The 16,672-nt window shown below is 42.8% G+C and carries 16 protein-coding genes, 1 tRNA gene and 2 rRNA genes (1 of these 19 only partly in view); 4 read left to right on the top strand and 15 right to left on the bottom strand.

All coding sequences use genetic code 11. The annotated features are described in order from the left end of the window. Positions 1–22: 22 nt before the first annotated feature. From MKY34_RS05970 to MKY34_RS05960, 3 genes are read right to left on the bottom strand one after another with little or no spacing between them, the layout of a single operon-like run. Positions 23–1,663 (bottom strand): DUF927 domain-containing protein, encoded by a 1,641-nt coding sequence (locus MKY34_RS05970; RefSeq protein WP_342514291.1) that lies wholly within the window; start codon positions 1,661–1,663, stop codon positions 23–25. Next, positions 1,660–1,794, bottom strand: a complete 135-nt coding sequence (locus MKY34_RS05965) for a hypothetical protein (protein ID WP_342514290.1) — start codon at positions 1,792–1,794, stop codon at positions 1,660–1,662. Before MKY34_RS05965 ends, MKY34_RS05970 begins: the two co-directional genes overlap by 4 nt. A gap of 4 nt (positions 1,795–1,798) precedes the next feature. Further along, positions 1,799–2,107: a hypothetical protein gene (locus MKY34_RS05960; protein WP_342514289.1), complete on the bottom strand. Its 309-nt coding sequence runs from the start codon at positions 2,105–2,107 to the stop codon at positions 1,799–1,801. 325 nt (positions 2,108–2,432) lie between these two features. On the opposite strand from MKY34_RS05960, the gene MKY34_RS05955 reads away from it, so the two are divergent. Both MKY34_RS05955 and MKY34_RS05950 read left to right on the top strand, forming a co-directional pair. Beyond that, positions 2,433–2,807, top strand: a complete 375-nt coding sequence (locus MKY34_RS05955) for a helix-turn-helix transcriptional regulator (protein WP_342514288.1) — start codon at positions 2,433–2,435, stop codon at positions 2,805–2,807. A 65-nt stretch (positions 2,808–2,872) separates the two neighbouring features. Next, on the top strand, positions 2,873–4,027 hold the full coding sequence (locus MKY34_RS05950) for a site-specific integrase (RefSeq protein ID WP_342514287.1): 1,155 nt from the start codon (positions 2,873–2,875) through the stop codon (positions 4,025–4,027). A gap of 91 nt (positions 4,028–4,118) precedes the next feature. Here the strand turns inward: MKY34_RS05950 and groL are convergent, their stop codons facing one another. Continuing rightward, entirely contained in the window at positions 4,119–5,753 is a 1,635-nt protein-coding gene (groL, locus tag MKY34_RS05945; protein ID WP_342514286.1) for a chaperonin GroEL, read from the bottom strand. 58 nt (positions 5,754–5,811) lie between these two features. Beyond that, on the bottom strand, positions 5,812–6,096 hold the full coding sequence (groES, locus tag MKY34_RS05940) for a co-chaperone GroES (protein WP_342514285.1): 285 nt from the start codon (positions 6,094–6,096) through the stop codon (positions 5,812–5,814). Positions 6,097–6,347: 251 nt separating this feature from the next. Here groES and MKY34_RS05935 point away from each other — a divergent pair, with 251 nt between their 5' ends. Then, positions 6,348–7,082: a type II CAAX endopeptidase family protein gene (locus MKY34_RS05935; protein ID WP_342514284.1), complete on the top strand. Its 735-nt coding sequence runs from the start codon at positions 6,348–6,350 to the stop codon at positions 7,080–7,082. A gap of 40 nt (positions 7,083–7,122) precedes the next feature. Here MKY34_RS05935 and tatC read toward each other — a convergent pair whose 3' ends face one another. From tatC to MKY34_RS05920, 3 genes are all read right to left on the bottom strand, one after another. Further along, positions 7,123–7,947, bottom strand: a complete 825-nt coding sequence (tatC, locus tag MKY34_RS05930) for a twin-arginine translocase subunit TatC (protein ID WP_342514283.1) — start codon at positions 7,945–7,947, stop codon at positions 7,123–7,125. 13 nt (positions 7,948–7,960) lie between these two features. Then, entirely contained in the window at positions 7,961–8,155 is a 195-nt protein-coding gene (locus MKY34_RS05925) for a twin-arginine translocase TatA/TatE family subunit (protein WP_342514282.1), read from the bottom strand. 66 nt (positions 8,156–8,221) lie between these two features. After that, positions 8,222–8,872 (bottom strand): redox-sensing transcriptional repressor Rex, encoded by a 651-nt coding sequence (locus MKY34_RS05920; protein WP_342514281.1) that lies wholly within the window; start codon positions 8,870–8,872, stop codon positions 8,222–8,224. Between the two features lie 171 nt (positions 8,873–9,043). On the opposite strand from MKY34_RS05920, the gene MKY34_RS05915 reads away from it, so the two are divergent. Continuing rightward, complete coding sequence (locus tag MKY34_RS05915; protein ID WP_342514280.1) at positions 9,044–10,975, top strand: ABC-F family ATP-binding cassette domain-containing protein; 1,932 nt, start codon at positions 9,044–9,046, stop codon at positions 10,973–10,975. A gap of 370 nt (positions 10,976–11,345) precedes the next feature. On the opposite strand, the gene tsaD is transcribed toward MKY34_RS05915, so the two are convergent. The 7 genes from tsaD to MKY34_RS05880 all read right to left on the bottom strand — a co-directional run. Continuing rightward, entirely contained in the window at positions 11,346–12,365 is a 1,020-nt protein-coding gene (gene tsaD, locus MKY34_RS05910) for a tRNA (adenosine(37)-N6)-threonylcarbamoyltransferase complex transferase subunit TsaD (RefSeq protein WP_342514279.1), read from the bottom strand. Further along, positions 12,365–12,787, bottom strand: coding sequence for a ribosomal protein S18-alanine N-acetyltransferase (gene rimI, locus MKY34_RS05905; protein WP_342515203.1), 423 nt, complete (start codon positions 12,785–12,787; stop codon positions 12,365–12,367). The genes tsaD and rimI overlap by 1 nt, the downstream gene beginning before the upstream one ends. 19 nt (positions 12,788–12,806) lie before the next feature. Further along, positions 12,807–13,517, bottom strand: a complete 711-nt coding sequence (gene tsaB, locus MKY34_RS05900) for a tRNA (adenosine(37)-N6)-threonylcarbamoyltransferase complex dimerization subunit type 1 TsaB (RefSeq protein ID WP_342514278.1) — start codon at positions 13,515–13,517, stop codon at positions 12,807–12,809. Next, positions 13,517–13,966, bottom strand: coding sequence for a tRNA (adenosine(37)-N6)-threonylcarbamoyltransferase complex ATPase subunit type 1 TsaE (tsaE, locus tag MKY34_RS05895; protein ID WP_342514277.1), 450 nt, complete (start codon positions 13,964–13,966; stop codon positions 13,517–13,519). Before tsaE ends, tsaB begins: the two co-directional genes overlap by 1 nt. A 149-nt stretch (positions 13,967–14,115) precedes the next feature. Next, positions 14,116–14,191, bottom strand: a tRNA-Asp gene (locus tag MKY34_RS05890). A 41-nt stretch (positions 14,192–14,232) separates the two neighbouring features. Next, positions 14,233–14,348 (bottom strand): 5S ribosomal RNA (gene rrf, locus MKY34_RS05885). Positions 14,349–14,429: 81 nt separating this feature from the next. Beyond that, positions 14,430–16,672: ribosomal RNA gene (locus MKY34_RS05880) — 23S ribosomal RNA — on the bottom strand (it continues 691 nt past the right edge of the window).

The following is a 16,672-nucleotide window of genomic DNA, read 5'->3' as shown; positions in this document are numbered from 1 at the left end:
TACAGATTCATATACACTTTTTTTAAAATCTGTTTCTAGAAAAATTAAAGCCCTGTTCTTCTAAAAACTTTTGATCTACTTGCACGACACGGAAAGATTGTCCTTTATGTGTGATTGATAAATAGTCAACCGATTTACCATTATTCTTTTGAAGTACTGTAAATTGCTGATTTTTCCACGCTTCTCTAATTTGTCTTGCGTCTACCTGTAATTTTCTTTTTAAATAGTCAATCGTCAAGAAAAGTCCATTGGCATTCACAATCGCATGTATGCCGTTTGAAGGCTCGAATTCACCATATATGTGATTTCGGTTTGCATCTAACTCTTCCAGTACTTCTATCAGAACATTTTTAGCCCGATCTACATGGCTGTTTTCAGAAAAAATCACCAAAAACAGTTCCGCAAAATCATCCACTGGAATTGCCATACCCTCGTCTTCAAATAAATCATTTAATACTTCTGCAATAAAGACAATAAAAGCATAGTGTAGAGCGATTCTACGCATTACATTATTGTTTGTAGCAGATGATTGGTATTGTGTAGCCAACCCCTTAAAACGACCGTCAAAATGCCGTCTATGCTGTTTCCACCGCTGTATAAATTCTAATCCAATACTTCCATAATACTTTTCCACGTTTTGATTTAAGAAAGCAAAGTAATCCGCATTTTTATTCATGAATTTAAAATTAGTCATCGGAATAACACGGGCTGCGCTTCCTTGTGAATTCGTATACTCTAGAATATTGTTTTCTCCTGTTGTAATGAACACCGACTGCCAACTGCTTGTCCCCCTACTTCCATCTAGACTACCTCTCATCTTCCCTGTACCGTTTCCAAACATATAAATCATTTGTTGCAATGCCTTTGGATCGTGCGCTGTATTCGTATCATCAAGGATTAAAGGATAGGCATTTAAAAAGGTTGCCATGCGCTCAATCGCTATTTTTGTCGTTAACATTGAACTTATATATTCACTCGGCTTCCCCCATACGCTTGCACACGCTTTCTGGACACTTGTCTTCCCACTTGAAGAGACACCTGAAATATCCACGAGAATCGGGGTTAAATCATGTTGTTTGAACAGTATAGACGCAAAAGATGACACTACAGGAAATAAAGCCTTGGTGTTATCGTAAAGTGGTGTCAGGACATTGTATATCCATTCTTGCACCGTCCCTTTACATCTAATAGCATTTAAACGCTGTAATTCCCCTTCGTCTGGGGGAACAATCCGAAACTTTGATTCCAATGACGGATGAATAAAATGCTCACCTACATAACCAAGATGGCTTACAACGAGTGAAGGATTTAACCTGTTTTTTTCTAGGAACAAATCAAAGTACTCGATTAGATAACGGGCATTTCGATCATTGCTACTCAATCCTTTATTCGCTAGCGATATAACTTCACGCTTTGTCGCTAATGCTATAGCAGGAACAACTTCATCATAAACCTTTCCATCATTAAACCATTTCAATTCATACTGTACGTTGTTCCTTTCGATATCATCAAAACACTTCGTAATATACGGAATCTGTCTACTCACAAATTGTTCTTCATCGTTTTTTTTATCTACTCTATATAACTTATTATCCTTAGTAAAAAAAGGGCTTGGAATACCAAACCCTTTCACCTCTTCAAGAAACGTTCCATAAATAGTCATTCAGAATACTCCCCTTGAATCGGAGCAATTGCGAATGCTGTATGATTATTATAGAATAAAGGTGTATAAAGCTTTACTCGCCCTTTTAACTCATTGCCGTGAGTTAAGGGGCTTTTTTTATGTTCAACCATCTTCTCATCCCTTCCTCCGATATTTCAAAATATCTCCTCCATTGTGTTTTAACTCCTCATAGTAGCAATCCAAATACTTATCTAAATCCTTTTTATGAAACATATAGTGCTTGCCTTTCTTTAGCATCGGAAACTCGGGATCACCTAAAAAAATTTTAGCAATTGTCGGCCATGATAATCCTAGATAGTCCTCCAATTGTCTTGAATTCATAAAGTAGATATTCTCTTCTAATCGTAACGACTGAATATGTTCTTCTGCCAACCGAATAACCAGATTACTTAATGCCTCTTCGTTAATCTCCATGAGTTGCATGTTGACCACCCCCTTTTGTCATTCAGCAAATACTCTAGAATACTATTAAACTTGAATGACCTAATTGACCATATCTTACAATACAAAAATCCATAAATCAATCCAAAAGTTGCTATTAACGAAACTTAATTTAATATCAATCGACTAATATAAAAATATCAACTGATTGATATTAAAACCTATAGGTATAGCAACTACAAGTAGTTTTGTAGTTCCTATATCTTCATTATTTTTTTACATGTTTCCATTATATAAACTTTGATATTCCAATAGACATGATGTAACATGATAAACACACACTTATTTCATTCCAAGGGGAGAGATTATGAAATCTTTAGGAGCAGTCATTCGTCAAAGAAGATTGAATATGAACTTGACGCTAGACCAACTGGCAACACTCATTGACTCTTCCAAATCCTATTTATCTAAGCTCGAAAATGATCTTATCGAAAAGCCGAAGCCTAGCACCTTAAGGAAAGTCGCCAAGCAGTTAGATATGAATTACAATGACCTGCTTTTGCACACTAGCTATGTCGATAAAGACGAAACAAGCTGGATAACTCCTTCTGCAACCTTCTATGAAATCGATTCAATTTTAGAGAACACTGAAAATGTAGTAATGGTTCAAGGTAAGGTATTGGAAAAAAGCGAACGAGAGAAATTATTAAAAATGGTCAAATTGCTATTTGATCTAGACTAAGTTCAATTCATCTCTTCTTTAAATGAAAGATTTTCTGATGGCAGCTATCATTAGGAGGAGAGAGAATGGCTTACATTAACAAAGACAGCGCATCTTGGTATTACGTAGTTTCCAACGGAAAAGACCCTATCACGAATAAACCTAGGCAAATTAAAAAGAGAGGGTTTAAAACTGAGGGAGAAGCTGAACTAGCAGCCATGGAAGTCGAATTGCAAATAAAGGGGGGGGATTACTTTCAAGGGAAAAACATGAAGTTCCAAGCATTGTATGAGGAATGGATTCAAACGTATCCTTTCACTAGGAAAAGGAGCTCAACAAGAAATCGAATCAGTTCCGCTAAACATTTATTGGCGATTTGGGCTAATACTCCAATCAATAAAATTACGAAGCAAACGTACAGACAGTATTTGAATTCGTTAGTCCCTAAGTATAAATACAACACAAGAGAAGGAATTCATATTGTCGGAAAAATGATTTTCGATTATGCGATTGAAATGGAATATCTCCAAAAGAATCCAACAGAAAAATACATGGTCCCCAAGAATCTGGAATATGCAGATAATGAAAAGGGGCTTGTATTTCTAGAAAAAGAGGAATTAGCGGAGTTCTTAAAAATCACCAAACGAGATGGTCTTGCTTACGATTACGGATTCTTTAGTCTACTTGCCTATTCAGGCATGCGGATTGGAGAAGCTATTTCACTTCAATGGAAAGACCTAGACTTCGGAAACAGTTCGATTTCTATTAATAAAACCTATTACAACCCTAGCAACAACAAACGAAAATTTGAAATTCAAACACCTAAGACCCGAAGCTCGAAACGAGAAATCCTCATTGATCAGTCCATTATGGATTTATTAAAAGCTTTAAAACAGGAACAAGAGCAATTTATCAAGAAAAATAAACGAATCTATAAGAATCAAGGATTTATCTTTACTTGTTCCGAGGGGTATCCGTATACAATCAAACAATTTTCTAATCGGCTTCAACGACTATTGAAACGAATGTCCGATTTGAATAAGCATATTACACCCCATTCATTCAGGCATACGCACGCTTCTTTATTAATCGAAGCAAATGTAAACATGAAAGTAATTTCACACAGATTAGGACACTCTTCTGTTTCAACAACGGATGAAATTTACGGACATCTTACACGAGGACTAGAAAAAAAGGCCTCTCAACAATTCAGTGAATTGATGAAAGACCTTCATATTTAGAGTGATTTACTGGCGCTTATGACCAATAAAATGACCACGGTATGATAAAACATGCTCTAACCCTTGATTTAACAAGGGTTAAGAGTTTTTATCACATCATGCCGCCCATTCCACCCATATCAGGCATACCACCCATTCCAGCGCCTGCTGGTTCTGGTAGGTCTGCGACAACTGCTTCAGTCGTCAAGAACATTGCTGCAACAGATGCTGCGTTTTGCAATGCAGAACGTGTAACTTTTGTTGGGTCTACAATACCCGCTTGTACCATGTTTACCCACTCGCCATCTGCTGCGTTGAAGCCAATGCCGACTTCTTCACGTTTTAGGCGATCGACAACAATTGAGCCTTCAAGGCCTGCGTTGTTTGCGATCTGACGAACTGGCTCTTCAAGTGCACGAAGAACAATTTTCACACCTGTTGCTACGTCGCCATCTACTGTGTCTAGGAGTACAGATACGTTGCTATAAACGTTAACAAGCGCTGTTCCGCCACCAGAAACGATACCTTCTTCGACAGCTGCACGTGTAGAGTTCAATGCGTCTTCGATGCGAAGTTTACGCTCTTTTAGTTCAGTTTCAGTCGCTGCTCCGACTTTGATAACTGCAACGCCGCCTGCTAATTTCGCAAGACGCTCTTGCAATTTCTCTTTATCGAATTCAGATGTAGATTCTTCAAGTTGTACGCGGATTTGATTCACACGTCCAGAAATCACTTCAGAATTTCCGCTACCTTCAACGATTGTTGTGTGATCTTTTGTCACAACGACTTTTGCCGCGTGTCCAAGTTGCGTAATATCCGCTGATTTAAGGTCTAGACCTAAATCTTCTGTAATTACGTGACCCCCTGTCAAAATCGCGATGTCTTCAAGCATTGCTTTACGACGATCGCCAAAGCCTGGCGCTTTAACCGCAACAGCGTTGAATGTACCACGAAGTTTGTTGACAACAAGTGTTGCTAACGCTTCACCTTCAACGTCTTCTGCAATCATTAGAAGCGGCTTGCCTTGTTGAACGACTTGCTCAAGAACAGGAAGGATTTCCTGGATGTTCGTAATCTTTTTATCTGTAATCAAAATGTAAGGGTTATCAAGAACCGCTTCCATTTTGTCTGTATCTGTTGCCATATAAGCAGATGCATAGCCACGGTCGAATTGCATACCTTCTACAACGTCTAGTTCAGTTGTGAAGCCTTTTGACTCTTCGATTGTGATAACGCCGTCGTTGCCAACACGCTCCATTGCTTCAGCGATTAGTTGTCCAACTTCCTCATCGCCAGAAGAGATTGCTGCAACTTGTGCAATTTCTTCTTTGCCTTGGATTTCGTCAGAGATTTCTTGCAAGCCTTCGATTGCAGTAATCACCGCTTGTTCGATTCCTTTACGGATACCGACTGGGTTTGCGCCCGCTGTAACGTTTTTCAATCCTTCACGGATCATTGCTTGTGCTAGAACCGTTGCAGTTGTTGTACCGTCACCAGCGATTTCGTTTGTTTTCGAAGCAACTTCTGCTACTAGTTTTGCACCCATGTTTTCAAATGCGTCTTCCAATTCGATTTCTTTTGCAATTGTCACACCGTCATTTGTAATAAGTGGTGAACCAAACTTTTTCTCAAGAACAACGTTACGTCCTTTTGGTCCGAGTGTTACTTTAACAGCGTCCGCTAATGTATCTACACCACGAAGCATTGCACTACGCGCATCTTCATTGAATTTAATTTGTTTAGCCATTTCTACATTCCCTCCTGATTTTCATATATGTGTAAGTAAATCGATTATCCGTAGATTATTAGCCGATAATCGCTAAAATATCGCTTTCACGCAAGATTAAATAGTCGTTGCCTTCATATTTCACTTCAGTACCCGCATATTTTGAGAAAATGATTCGATCGCCTTCTTTGACTTCTAGGTCAACACGTTGACCATTTTCAAGAACGCGTCCAGTACCTGCCGCAATAACTTTTCCTTCTTGCGGTTTCTCTTTTGCTGAGTCTGGTAATACAATACCACTTAACGTTTTTTCTTCTGCCTCAATTAGTTCGATTACGATACGGTCACCTAATGGTTTCAACAAGTAAAACAACCTCCTCAAATTAATTCCCCAAATTTAGCACTCGTCATACAGGAGTGCTAATACATTTCTTATCATAATGAACATTCACATTAATTGCAAGTGAAATCATATCAATTACGCTAAAGCCTAATTGCATCAGGATTTTGAATTATGCTTGAACTCCCTACCGATTCAAATCGAACTTTTCCCTTTGCTTATCCTGCCCGAAACAGCTAAAATTGACCTCAACCGCAGTTGAAAGGGTGGCATACTTGAAAAACTGGAAAATCTATTTATACCTTATACTGACATATATCCTTATGCAGGTTGGTAGCATCTACTTGAGCCAAGGCTTATTTACAAACTTTCCTTGGGATGAACAATACACCGAAAAAGATATTGCTTATCGCGCAAGCGCTTGGTCATTATTCATCGTCAATACAATTGCAGCAATCATCTTCCTGCTATTTATGATGCGCAATAATCCATTTTTACAGGTCTTCAAAGGAAAAAAATCTTCCATCGGCAATGCCATTGTCTGGGGCTTCCTTGGCTTCTTCCTTGCAATGGGTGGACAAATGCTCGCTGCCGCGGTCGAAAGCATGATGGGCGTGACAGCTGGATCTGACAACACGGCTATTCTAAGCGATATTGCAAAGGTATCCCCGATTATCATTATTTCAATGGTCTTGTTTGCACCGTTTTTAGAAGAAGTGATTTTCAGACGTGTTATTTTTGGTGGCATTTATCAAAAAACAAATTTCTGGATTGCCGCCATCGCCAGTGCCGTTATTTTTGCAGCGGTGCATAACGAGTTTGAACATCTTTTAATGTATATGATGCCAGGCCTCGTCTTCTCCTATTTGTATTACAGAACAAAGCGACTGCTGACACCGATGATTGCCCATTTACTGATGAATGGCTTTGTCGTCATCATCCAACTTAACTACGACAAGCTGCTTGAGCTACAAGACATGAAACAGGCTATCATTATCTTTTTCCAATAAAAAAATCTTCCTACCGAATTTCTCGGTATGGAAGACTTTTTTATTTTTGTTGCCCCATCACTTCATCAATCTGCCGTTGTTGCTCGGCTCTAATTTCCTCTAACTGGCGCTCGTGTTCCACTTTCACTTCTTCTTGTTGCCGCTCTTCTTCAGCCTTCAAATACTTACGATAGCCAAAGCGGGAAATGAAAATACTAATTTCATACAACGCGAAAAGCGGTACGGTCACAAACAAATGCGAAAACAAATCAGGTGGTGTAATGAACGCCGCGATAACAAACAATGTGAAATATGCATACTTACGGATTTTCACAAGTGTTTTCGGATCCAAAATACCAAGTCTCGTCAAGAACAACAAGACAACCGGGAGTTGGAATATCACTCCAAACGGGATCAATAACTGAAAGAGAAATGAGAAATACTCATTAATCCCAATCGTTTGCGTAATATCGAGATCCTCCGATAAGTTCATCATAAACTTCATGACGTATGGGAAAAGGACGAAATAAGCAAACGAAATCCCACCAACAAACAAGAAAAATGTAAATGGAATATAATTCAATGTTGCCCGTCGCTCGGTTTCATGTAATCCTGGTGAAACGAACGCCCAAAGCTGATACATAATAACCGGCGATATGATGACCACTGCGATGAAAATAATCACTTTCACGTAAATCATGATGGGGTCGAGGACATTAAATGCATTCAACGTAATCTCTTGCGCATCATATTGCAAATATTGGATAAGAGGCTTTGCGACAAAAAACGCCCCTACTATCCCAACTACAAAGAAAACGACGATGACCATCAGCCGTTTTCTAATCTCATCTATATGTTCAATGACTGTTAAGTTTTTTTCCCTCATTGGACAAACATCCTTACTTAACTTCTTCTTTTTCTTCTTTCGTGATTTCCACTTTCTTCACGCTATCATCTTCCACGAGACCTTTTGTCGCGTTTTTGAATTCACGCAATGAAGAACCAAATGCTTTACCGATTTCAGGCAATTTCTTTGGACCGAATACAAGCAACGCGATGATTGCAATGATGACTAGACTCATTGGACCTGGCATCTCGGACACCTCCTCATAATATGTCTATTTTACACGAAATTTGTGCAAATTACTAATAACGAGCCGTTATATTTTTGACTCTTTTACGTCATTTTTCATGAAATAAATGAGTGACTGTAATTCCACTGACAAATCAATCGTATGAATACGCACCGAATCCGGAGCAGCAAGGCGAACAGGCGTGAAATTCAAAATGCCCTTTATGCCTATCTCGACAAGTCTGTCCGTCACTTCTTGCGCTACACGCGCTGGCACCGTCAAAATGACGAGGTCAATCCCAAGTTCGACAATCTTCTCCTCTATCAAATCCGGATGAAACACAGGAATATTACTCACATCTTTCCCATCTGTCGGTGCTTTAGGATCGAATGCGACAACAATTCGGGTATTGTGGTTTTTATGGAAATTATATTTCAAAAATGCATTCCCAAGGCTACCGACACCTATCAGTGCCACATCTGTCTCCTCATCCTGATCCAACGTCTGACGGAAAAATTCAAGAAGATACTCCACATCATAGCCATAGCCTTTCCGACCGAGTGCTCCAAAATAAGAAAAATCACGTCGGATTGTTGCGGCATCGATTTTCATCGCCTCGCTTAACTCACTTGACGAGATACGCTTCTTCCCCGCATTTGCAAAGTTTTGAAGAAATCTATAATAAAGAGGTAATCGTTTCGACGTTGCTTGTGGTATTTTTGGCGTTCCCACTATCATTGTATAGCCTCCTGAACATACTAAATCAATCACACCCTGCGCACATTTAATCGCCGATTCAGCGACAGGTGAAACCGCTTCTATCGTACAGTAGATATGGGATGTTGTAAAGCCGACCGTTGCACGCTTCACGCCATTCCTTTAAACTGAAGAAGAATAGAGGTGCTTAATATGATTGTATTACAAGTGAACGGACTGACAAAATCATTTTCAGGAACCGATATATTAGAAAATGTTCGCCTCGAGGTGCAGCATCGTGATCGTGTTGCACTCGTTGGACGGAACGGAGCAGGTAAATCCACCCTGCTTAAAATTATTGCGGGAGAAATGACTGCTGACGCCGGAGATTTAATCATCCCAAAAGATGTGCAAATTGGCTACTTGGAGCAACATTCAGGTATCGATTCCCAATTAACCGTATGGGATGAAATGATGACCGTGTTTGAACCACTCCACGTGATTGAACGACGACTTCGTTCGCTCGAAGAACAGATGGCAGATCCTGCCGTCTATGAAAACCCAAGCGACTATGATCGCGTAATCAAAGAATACGATGCACTACAAATCGAATTCAAGGACTCTGGCGGCTATCAATACGAATCCGATACACGCTCCGTTTTACACGGCATGCGTTTTTATCCAGAGGATTATGACAAAAGTGTCCATCTGTTGTCTGGCGGACAAAAAACGAGATTGGCACTCGCGAAAATGCTTTTACGCAAACCCGACCTTCTCATCCTCGATGAGCCTACCAACCATCTCGATATTGAAACACTCGGTTGGCTAGAGAAATACCTCGTGTCCTATGAGGGTGCGATTCTTATCGTTTCCCATGACCGTTATTTCTTAGATCAGATTGTTACAATTGTATACGAAGTGTCAAGACGTAAAGTCGCGAAGTATACGGGGAATTATAGTGCTTATCTTGATGAAAAAGCAAAGAATTACGAACGAGACCAGAAGCTTTTTGAACGAGATATGAGCGAAAAGGCCAGACTAGAAGACTTCGTTCAGCGCAATATTGCTCGCGCATCGACTTCCAAGATGGCGAAGAGTCGACGAAAAATACTAGAACGGACCGATTGGCTTGATTCACCTGATGGCGACGAAAAATCGGCCAGCTTTACTTTTTCCATTGACCGCGAAAGCGGCAACGATGTATTGGCGCTTGATGATGTAGCGATTGGCTATGACAATACCCCCGTATCCACAAATATCGGCTTACGGGTTTACAAGCAAGATCGCATTGCCATCATTGGTCCTAATGGTGTCGGTAAGTCTACCCTACTAAAGACCATCGTTAAAAAACAGGAACCTATTGCTGGCACCATCCGCTATGGAACGAACGTTCAATTCGGCTATTACGATCAAGAACAAGCAACACTCGTTGGCGCAGGTACTGTCTTACAAGAAATCTGGGATGACTGGCCGATGATGAATGAAAAAGATGTGCGCTCCGTCCTTGGTCGATTTTTATTCACAGGTGAAGATGTTGATAAATCGGTCAAAGCTTTATCCGGCGGGGAAAAAGCACGACTATCGCTAGCCAAGCTCATGCTGGAGAAATCGAACACCCTTGTTTTTGATGAACCGACAAACCATCTTGATTTGGATAGCAAAGAAGTGCTCGAAAATGCATTGGACGATTTCCCAGGCACGATTGTCTTCGTCTCGCATGACCGCTATTTCATTAACCGGATTGCAACAAAAGTCATCGATGTCAGCGCAACGGGTGTCATCGAATACCTTGGTGATTATGATTATTTCTTGGAAAAGAAACTCGAACAGGAAGAGCTTCTCGCAGAAAGAACTGCGGCTCAAACTGTAACCGCCGCTACATCTGTCAGAAAAAACGAAGACGACAAAGAACTAAAACGACAAGAAAGAAGACTAACACGTGCCATTGCCGAACTCGAAACACAGCTTTCCACATTAGATGAGCAGATGGCAACCTTACATGACGAATTGGCAACACCTGCATTTGCAGACGACCATGTGAAGCTAATGGAGCTACAAGCAGCGATTGATGCACACCAGATTGAGCATGACGAGCTCTCGGAAGAATGGCTTAACCTTCAAGAAGAATTAGAAGCATTGCTATAAGGTGAATTTAGCGCACCGTGTTGAATCAATCTCTACTGATTCGACACGGTGCGCTGTCAATTCCTGCTGACAAATTGTGTCGGATAAACTAATTATACTACTACTTTCTCCACAATCTTTTCCACAAGATAAATGCACATTTTACGGGATATGAACAATGTTATCCACAACATCAACAACTTAATGTTTTTTTATCTACATAGTTATCCTTTTATCAACGTTATAAAATGGATAACTCCACTTGTTATACACAACTTATCCACAGATTGTGCATAAGTACGAACGTTCCCTATTGACAAGCTAAAATTTATCCGGATAAAAAAACACGAAAATCGTCAATTTCTGACAACTTTCGTGTTTTGTCCTTTTATCAATACCAAGAAGCTAGCGGCATACCCGGCTTGCCATTCATCGCGAGATTTCCGCGTATTCCGTCAATATACATCGCTGATCCTGCAGCTGCAATCATCGCAGCATTATCTGTACAAAGTGCAATCGGTGGCACGTAAAAAGGAATCGCCTCCTGTTGAAAAGCTTCTTCAAGAGAAGCCCTAAGCCCCTTATTAGCAGCTACTCCACCAGCTGCAATCACTTGTTTCACACCATATTCCTTCGCTGCCTTGAGCGCTTTCGTCGTTAGCACTTCAATAACACTCGCTTGGAAACCAGCGGCAACGTGAGCTGGATTAACTTTCTCCCCACGTTGTTCCAAATTATGTTTGTAATTGATGACAGACGATTTAAGACCACTAAAACTAAAATCATACGAATTTGGCTCAAGCCATGCTCTCGGAAAATCAATTGCCGCATCACTTTCAGCTGCTAAGCGATCAATTTGAGGCCCCCCCGGATAAGGAAGACCCAGTACACGTGCGACTTTGTCATACGCTTCACCAGCTGCATCATCACGCGTCTCTCCAATCAACTTAAACGAACCATGCGCTTCCATCAACACAAGCTCTGTATGGCCGCCTGACACGATAAGTGCTAGCAATGGAAACTCCATTGGCTGCATTAATTCATTCGCATAAATATGACCAGCAATATGATGCACACCAATAATCGGTAAACCATTTGCAAACGCAAAAGCCTTCGCCGCATTGACACCTATCAACAATGCACCAACAAGTCCTGGCCCTTCCGTAACTGCCACCGCATCCAAATCCGCCGGTTTAAGCCCAGCGACCGTTAATGCCTCTTCAATCACAAGCGTAATTTGCTCAACATGATGTCGCGAAGCAATTTCTGGTACAACACCGCCAAAGCGTTTTTGACTCACAATTTGAGACGCTACAACGTTGGAGACAATTTCTGTTCCATTTTTCACAACTGAAGCGGCTGTTTCATCACAACTCGTTTCAATTCCTAAAATATACATGTCTTTTTTCATTAGAATTCCACCCACATGACGAGCGCATCTTCATGGTCGTCTGTATAATAGTTTTTCCGTATTCCGCCATCCTGAAAACCAAACTTCCGATACAAGTTTTGTGCCGTCTGATTCGTCATTCGAACTTCTAATGTCATCAAACGAACATTCATCTCTTTACAATACGCAATCGCTTCCCTCAGCAATCCTTCACCAATTCCATTGCCTCTCATATGCACGCGCACTGCAATATTTGTAATGTGACACTCATCCAAGACAATCCACATCCCAAAATGCCCAATAACCTCATCTTCGTGAACTGCGACAATATAATGCGCATGGTCATTTCCAGTCATTTCTTGCTCAAAGGCCTCAGCCGTCCATGGAGTAGCAAAAGATTCTTCTTCAATTGTCACAACTGAGGGAATATCCGCTTCTGTCATTTTTCGATACGCAATCTCTTTAACCACGGCCTTTGTCCTTTCCCTGTTCCTTCAACCAGTTTGCTTCTGCCTCAGCAATCCGGCGATACTCAGGAACAAACGTATGCACATCCGCTTCCTCTCCCGATTGCTGCGCAGCATAAATTAAAGAAGACGCTCGTGGTAACTGGTCATGAAGTGGCGCAGTCACCGCATCATCTCCCAGTTTCTCAATAAGCACTTGCGCATGCAAAGCTGTATCTTTACCAACGAACAAAATCGGGCTCTCTCGCTGTTCCAGTAAGCCAATCAATTCCTCAAGTGCATAATGTCCATCTTCAATAACATCAATGAGCTTGCCACCCTCGTATCGATATGCCCCCGCATACACATGTCCCCGTCTCGCATCAACAATTGGGCAAATGAGTCCATTAAAAAACAGCCCGTTCATAGCAAGTACCTTTAAACTAGAAACGCCAACGAGTGGCTTGCCTAACGTCCAAGCAAGCGTCTTAGCGATGGTCACACCAATCCTCACACCTGTATAAGAACCAGGCCCCTCAGATACTGCAATTGCATCGATATCTGACGGACTGATACCCGTCTTCGCAAATAATTCTTCAATCGCAGGCATTGCACGTAGTGAGTGATTAACAGCCATTGCTGAAGTTTCTTCCACCAACAGTTCCTGGTCTTTAACAATTGCTACTGAAAGCGGTGTATTCGCCGTATCTATCCCAAGCCAAATCATCAGCTAATCCCCTCACAAATCTTTTCATATCGTTCCCCTATCGGAGTAATCGTTATCCTTCGGACATCTCCCCCGCCATGTGCAAGTCGGATTTCTAAGCGTTCTGAAGGCAAGTCATCTTCAATAAGATGCGCCCATTCAACAACAGATATGGCATCTCCGTAGAACAGCTCATCCCAACCAAGATCCTCATCACTATTCGCTAAACGATACACATCTAAGTGATTAAAAGGATAATTTCCCTCATACTGCTTCACAATTGTAAATGTTGGACTGTTAACCGTCCGTGTAATCCCTAGACCCTTGGCAAGTGCCTTTGTAAACGTTGTTTTCCCTGCCCCAAGATCCCCTTCAAGGGTAATAACATCTGGCGGGGTAAGAAGTGCCGCAAGTTTCGTTGCAAGCTGCTCAGTTTCCTCAACAGAATGGACTTCAAATTCCTTGATCATGTCGAATTTCCTTTCTACCGCTTTGCTATAGTGTACCGAAAACAAACTATATCTGAAAGCAAGGATACTTATATTTCATCATTTTTTCTAAACAACAAAAAACCGATTTCGGAATAACTCCCAAAATCGGTTGTGAATGTAAAATTAAATGGCGGTCCCGACGGGAATCGAACCCGCGATCTCCTGCGTGACAGGCAGGCATGTTAACCGCTACACCACGGGACCTAATTATGTATCATACCTAGTTAGAACAAATAACTAGATGTGACTGGCGACGTCCTACTCTTGCAGGGGGGAACCCCCAACTACCATCGGCGCTGAAGAGCTTAACTTCCGTGTTCGGGATGGGAACGGGTGTGACCTCTTCGCCTTCGTCACCAGACTATTTTGAGCTTGTTCACTCAAAACTGAATAAAACCAACATTGTATTGCACAAATCGAGCCAACCGTGCGCTTTTTAAATAAGGTTAAGTCCTCGATCGATTAGTATCCGTCAGCTCCACACGTCGCCGCGCTTCCACCCCAGACCTATCAACCTCATCTTCTTTGAGGGATCTTACTTACTTGCGTAATGGGAAATCTCATCTCGAGGGGGGCTTCATGCTTAGATGCTTTCAGCATTTATCCCGTCCACACATAGCTACCCAGCGATGCCTTTGGCAAGACAACTGGTACACCAGCGGTGTGTCCATCCCGGTCCTCTCGTACTAAGGACAGCTCCTCTCAAATTTCCTGCGCCCGCGACGGATAGGGACCGAACTGTCTCACGACGTTCTGAACCCAGCTCGCGTACCGCTTTAATGGGCGAACAGCCCAACCCTTGGGACCGACTACAGCCCCAGGATGCGATGAGCCGACATCGAGGTGCCAAACCTCCCCGTCGATGTGGACTCTTGGGGGAGATAAGCCTGTTATCCCCGGGGTAGCTTTTATCCGTTGAGCGATGGCCCTTCCATGCGGAACCACCGGATCACTAAGCCCGTCTTTCGACCCTGCTCGACTTGTAGGTCTCGCAGTCAAGCTCCCTTATGCCTTTGCACTCTACGAATGATGTCCAACCATTCTGAGGGAACCTTTGGGCGCCTCCGTTACTCTTTAGGAGGCGACCGCCCCAGTCAAACTGTCCGCCTGACACTGTCTCCTGCCCCGATAAGGGGCATGGGTTAGAAGTCCAATACATCCAGGGTAGTATCCCACCAACGCCTCCTCCGAAGCTGGCGCTCCGGGCTCTAAGGCTCCTACCTATCCTGTACAGGATGCATCGGAATTCAATATCAGGTTACAGTAAAGCTCCACGGGGTCTTTCCGTCCTGTCGCGGGTAACCTGCATCTTCACAGGTATTATAATTTCACCGAGTCTCTCGTTGAGACAGTGCCCAGATCGTTACGCCTTTCGTGCGGGTCGGAACTTACCCGACAAGGAATTTCGCTACCTTAGGACCGTTATAGTTACGGCCGCCGTTTACTGGGGCTTCAATTCAAAGCTTCGCTTGCGCTGACCTCTCCTCTTAACCTTCCAGCACCGGGCAGGCGTCAGCCCCTATACTTCACCTTGCGGTTTTGCAGAGACCTGTGTTTTTGCTAAACAGTCGCCTGGGCCTATTCACTGCGGCTCTCTCGGGCTTTAACACCCTACCAGAGCACCCCTTCTCCCGAAGTTACGGGGTCATTTTGCCGAGTTCCTTAACGAGAGTTCTCTCGATCACCTTAGGATTCTCTCCTCGCCTACCTGTGTCGGTTTGCGGTACGGGCACCTCCCGCCTCGTTAGAGGCTTTTCTTGGCAGTGTGAAATCAGGGACTCCGGAGACAATTCTCCTCGCCATCACAGCTCAATGTTATAGGAACGGGATTTGCCTCGTTCCACACCTCACTGCTTAGACGCGCATAACCAACAGCGCGCTCACCCTATCCTACTGCGTCCCCCCATTACTCAAACGGCGGGGAGGTGGTACAGGAATATCAACCTGTTATCCATCGTCTACGCCTTTCGGCCTCGACTTAGGTCCCGACTAACCCTGAGCGGACGAGCCTTCCTCAGGAAACCTTGGGCATTCGGTGGAAGGGATTCTCACCCTTCTTTCGCTACTCATACCGGCATTCTCACTTCCAAGCGCTCCACCAGTCCTTACGGTCTAGCTTCAACGCCCTTGGAACGCTCTCCTACCACTGACACCTAAGGTGTCAATCCACAGTTTCGGTGATTCGTTTAGCCCCGGTACATTTTCGGCGCAGCGCCACTCGACCAGTGAGCTATTACGCACTCTTTAAATGATGGCTGCTTCTGAGCCAACATCCTGGTTGTCTGGGCAACGCCACATCCTTTTCCACTTAACGAATACTTGGGGACCTTAACTGGTGGTCTGGGCTGTTTCCCTCTCGACTACGGATCTTATCACCCGCAGTCTGACTCCCAAACATAAATCATCGGCATTCGGAGTTTGTCTGAATTCGGTAACCCGGGATGGGCCCCTAGTCCAAACAGTGCTCTACCTCCGAGATTCTTAACGTTTGAGGCTAGCCCTAAAGCTATTTCGGAGAGAACCAGCTATCTCCAGGTTCGATTGGAATTTCACCGCTACCCACACCTCATCCCCGCATTTTTCAACATACGTGGGTTCGGGCCTCCAGTAAGTGTTACCTTACCTTCACCCTGGACATGGGTAGATCACCTGGTTTCGGGTCTACGACCCCATACTCATTCGCCC

It is taken from the genome of Sporosarcina sp. FSL K6-1522 (assembly GCF_038622445.1).
Taxonomy (GTDB): domain Bacteria; phylum Bacillota; class Bacilli; order Bacillales_A; family Planococcaceae; genus Sporosarcina.
The sequence above is the reverse complement of the archived record's forward strand: the minus strand, read 5'-3'. Positions and strand labels throughout refer to the sequence as shown.

Excerpts from the sequence above, each read along its gene's own strand:
- MKY34_RS05970 (WP_342514291.1), bottom strand. The coding sequence starts at position 1,663 with ATGACTATTTATGGAACGTTTCTTGAAGAGGTGAAAGGGTTTGGTATT.
- MKY34_RS05965 (WP_342514290.1), bottom strand. The coding sequence starts at position 1,794 with ATGGTTGAACATAAAAAAAGCCCCTTAACTCACGGCAATGAGTTAAAA.
- MKY34_RS05960 (WP_342514289.1), bottom strand. The coding sequence starts at position 2,107 with ATGCAACTCATGGAGATTAACGAAGAGGCATTAAGTAATCTGGTTATT.
- MKY34_RS05955 (WP_342514288.1), top strand. The coding sequence starts at position 2,433 with ATGAAATCTTTAGGAGCAGTCATTCGTCAAAGAAGATTGAATATGAAC.
- MKY34_RS05950 (WP_342514287.1), top strand. The coding sequence starts at position 2,873 with ATGGCTTACATTAACAAAGACAGCGCATCTTGGTATTACGTAGTTTCC.
- groL (WP_342514286.1), bottom strand. The coding sequence starts at position 5,753 with ATGGCTAAACAAATTAAATTCAATGAAGATGCGCGTAGTGCAATGCTT.
- tatC (WP_342514283.1), bottom strand. The coding sequence starts at position 7,947 with ATGAGGGAAAAAAACTTAACAGTCATTGAACATATAGATGAGATTAGA.
- MKY34_RS05925 (WP_342514282.1), bottom strand. The coding sequence starts at position 8,155 with ATGCCAGGTCCAATGAGTCTAGTCATCATTGCAATCATCGCGTTGCTT.
- MKY34_RS05920 (WP_342514281.1), bottom strand. The coding sequence starts at position 8,872 with ATGATAGTGGGAACGCCAAAAATACCACAAGCAACGTCGAAACGATTA.
- MKY34_RS05915 (WP_342514280.1), top strand. The coding sequence starts at position 9,044 with ATGATTGTATTACAAGTGAACGGACTGACAAAATCATTTTCAGGAACC.
- tsaD (WP_342514279.1), bottom strand. The coding sequence starts at position 12,365 with ATGAAAAAAGACATGTATATTTTAGGAATTGAAACGAGTTGTGATGAA.
- rimI (WP_342515203.1), bottom strand. The coding sequence starts at position 12,787 with ATGACAGAAGCGGATATTCCCTCAGTTGTGACAATTGAAGAAGAATCT.
- tsaB (WP_342514278.1), bottom strand. The coding sequence starts at position 13,517 with ATGATTTGGCTTGGGATAGATACGGCGAATACACCGCTTTCAGTAGCA.
- tsaE (WP_342514277.1), bottom strand. The coding sequence starts at position 13,966 with ATGATCAAGGAATTTGAAGTCCATTCTGTTGAGGAAACTGAGCAGCTT.